Raw genomic sequence first — 2,309 nt, forward strand, 5'->3', positions numbered from 1 at the left:
TCGTGATCAGTTCCACCGCTTCCTGCTTGAACTCGCGGCTGAATGCTCTTCTCGTCATGTAGTTTCTCCGGTTTCATAAACACCTTATCTCGGTGTCCACGAAACCGGCAGCAGGCCAGTTCCAGCGTGCTATCCAAGACGCCGCAGACCACATGCACGGTGCCGCCCACAACCAGCGCATCTGATTTGCTGATCCGTAGCCTGACTGCCATCAGCGCACCTCCGGCATCGAGAGCATGCTGGCCTCGGTCACAGGAACGGACAGGTTCGTCATGGCGGCCCCGTTGAAGATCGCCTTGAAGCCTGCGCGGAATGCCCTCCCCTCCAGACAGGTCGCGGCAACAACCTGCCCCAGAGACATTTCGCGGTTCATGCCACGGAGCACCTGCTGAACCGCCGAATCTGCTTCGGCATCCTCGACCTGTCGAAACATGTGCAGCAGCTCCGCGTTGCGCACTTCGGCCGCGGAGAAGCTACTATCCGTTACGAGCAGTGCATCGTCCGCGAATTGCTTCGCGGTCTGAGCTCTGATCAGCGCGAACTCACGGTCGAAACCATTTCGTTCAACCAGCCCATCCGGTTTGACGGCAATCGCGATCCTTTTGCCGTCGTCCAACGTGGCCAGGAAATCGAAGGTGTGGGGCTTCAGCTTCCCATCTTGGTTTCTATAGGTGATCTGAGGCGGCTGATCCCAGACGTCGACGACCGCATGCTGGGAGAGCAGCACCAAAAGACATTTTCGCTCAAGGTGGCTCTCGAAGATCAGCTGCCGCCAGGCGGCCTGGGCACGCAGTTTCGCGACCAGAAACCCTCGTGCACTCGCCCGCGATCGGGCCGGGAACATCCGGGTCGCGCGCGTCCGCTCGGGCGGGGCGTACGGCCCCCCAATATCTTCGTCATACATAGGCTGTTGCTCCCGGCACCGCAGGCAAGCCTGCCGGTGCAACGGGGTCCTCTTTCATGGAGACATGGGGCCCCGGCCCGCAGAAGTCTCTGCACGCTTGACCGGGGCCGAAAGTTGGGTCATGAATGAGGTGTATCTGGCTTCAACTTGATACACCTGAAGGGCCTTGGGAGCGGTAACTCCTCGGGCCCTTTGCTTTTCTAGGTCATGCTCACTCCTTCCTCTTCGTGGATTGGGAACAATTCTTCCGGCGACATGCCCACGGCGTGCGCAAGTGCTTCTTCGATGCGCTGAGACCGACACATCCGCTTTCCGACCAAAGTCAGTGCGGAGTCACTGACTCCAAGTTCACGCGAGATCTGCGCCAGTGACGTTCCTCGGATTCGAAGTTCCGCCTTCAGACGCTCGTGGGCGTCCAAATCCGCCTTTGTAGGGGTGCGCATCGGGGCGATCTCCTGGTTCTGAGAGAGCAAAAACAGCCGGGCTCATCATCCAGCTAAGGAACTCCATCCGAAGCAGTCAATCTCTCAAGATATTGTCGTAAAACAAAAAACCACCCGGACCGTTTGGTCCGCACGGACCAAACGGTCCGATGCCCTTGTTTTCCTGACCGCTGACCAGCATTCTGAGCTAAGGTTCCTGAGAGGGACAAACAGCTCAGACACCGGATCAACGGATTTGGCCACGCCACAGGAAGATCACGAATCGATTGCTCGGCGGGTTGGTGCGGCCAACCTCCAGGCCATTCGTGCGTCCACCGGACTGAGTCAGGCCCAGTTCGCCGCGGCCATCGGGCTCTCGGACCGCGCCCTACGCCGCTATGAGCGCGGGGAACGCGAGCTGCCCCAGGCTGCGCGGCTGGCTATCATTCAGGTATACAAGATCGACCCTCTTGCCAGCGCCCAACTGGCCGCTGCGGTTGGGCTGGGCGGCGCTGAGCTGTCTCCAAGCGCAACGGCAGTGACTGGGACGGAGGAAGATTTCTGGCTGAAGCTTAGGCGAGAGGGTCTGGAAGCCAGGGAGCGGAACTACTCTCCACTAGGACAGCGCCTTTTGAAGATCCGCGACTACGCCTTTTTCAGCGCTGCAGTATACTTCGCCGCCAAGCAAGTCGCGCTGGAGCTCGACCTGCCTTTAGGCCTCGAGATCAATGGCATAGACTGGATGTTCCTCGGATCTTTCTTCGTGATCGCGCTCTTCTTGTTTTCAGTCGTTGCCGAGCTGCCCGTACTCAAGGCCGCCAGACATATTCTAACGAGCGATAGGGGGAGAAGGGCTCTCTAAGGTGTGAACAAGCATGCAAAATTGACCCCGTGGCGGGGGTGATCGGCATCCAAAAATGACCCCCTCACACTGATGGTGATGATGCTCCCGAGATCATCGGGGAGCACAGTGTGGGATGTTG

General features: G+C 59.0%; 4 protein-coding genes. 1 reads left to right on the forward strand and 3 read right to left on the reverse strand.

The window, feature by feature from the left end; all coding sequences use genetic code 11:
• The 3 genes from I6N89_RS25280 to I6N89_RS25290 form a co-directional block, all read right to left on the reverse strand.
• On the reverse strand, window positions 1-212 hold a 212-nt coding region (locus tag I6N89_RS25280; protein WP_207020961.1), incomplete at its 3' end, for a hypothetical protein.
• Window positions 212-904, reverse strand: a complete 693-nt coding sequence (locus I6N89_RS25285; protein WP_207020962.1) for a TnsA endonuclease N-terminal domain-containing protein — start codon at window positions 902-904, stop codon at window positions 212-214. The genes I6N89_RS25280 and I6N89_RS25285, both read right to left, overlap by 1 nt.
• A 200-nt stretch (window positions 905-1,104) precedes the next feature.
• Window positions 1,105-1,347, reverse strand: coding sequence for a helix-turn-helix domain-containing protein (locus I6N89_RS25290; protein ID WP_207020963.1), 243 nt, complete (start codon window positions 1,345-1,347; stop codon window positions 1,105-1,107).
• 235 nt (window positions 1,348-1,582) lie between these two features.
• Between I6N89_RS25290 and I6N89_RS25295 the strand changes: the two genes are divergently transcribed.
• Window positions 1,583-2,188 (forward strand): helix-turn-helix domain-containing protein, encoded by a 606-nt coding sequence (locus I6N89_RS25295; RefSeq protein WP_207020964.1) that lies wholly within the window; start codon window positions 1,583-1,585, stop codon window positions 2,186-2,188.
• Window positions 2,189-2,309: the final 121 nt, after the last annotated feature.

The organism is Salipiger abyssi, from assembly GCF_017311415.1.
GTDB lineage: Bacteria > Pseudomonadota > Alphaproteobacteria > Rhodobacterales > Rhodobacteraceae > Salipiger > Salipiger abyssi_A.

Bases quoted from the DNA above. Each gene is read 5' to 3' on its own strand.
- I6N89_RS25290 (WP_207020963.1), bottom strand. From the start codon at position 1,347: ATGCGCACCCCTACAAAGGCGGATTTGGACGCCCACGAGCGTCTGAAG.
- I6N89_RS25285 (WP_207020962.1), bottom strand. From the start codon at position 904: ATGTATGACGAAGATATTGGGGGGCCGTACGCCCCGCCCGAGCGGACG.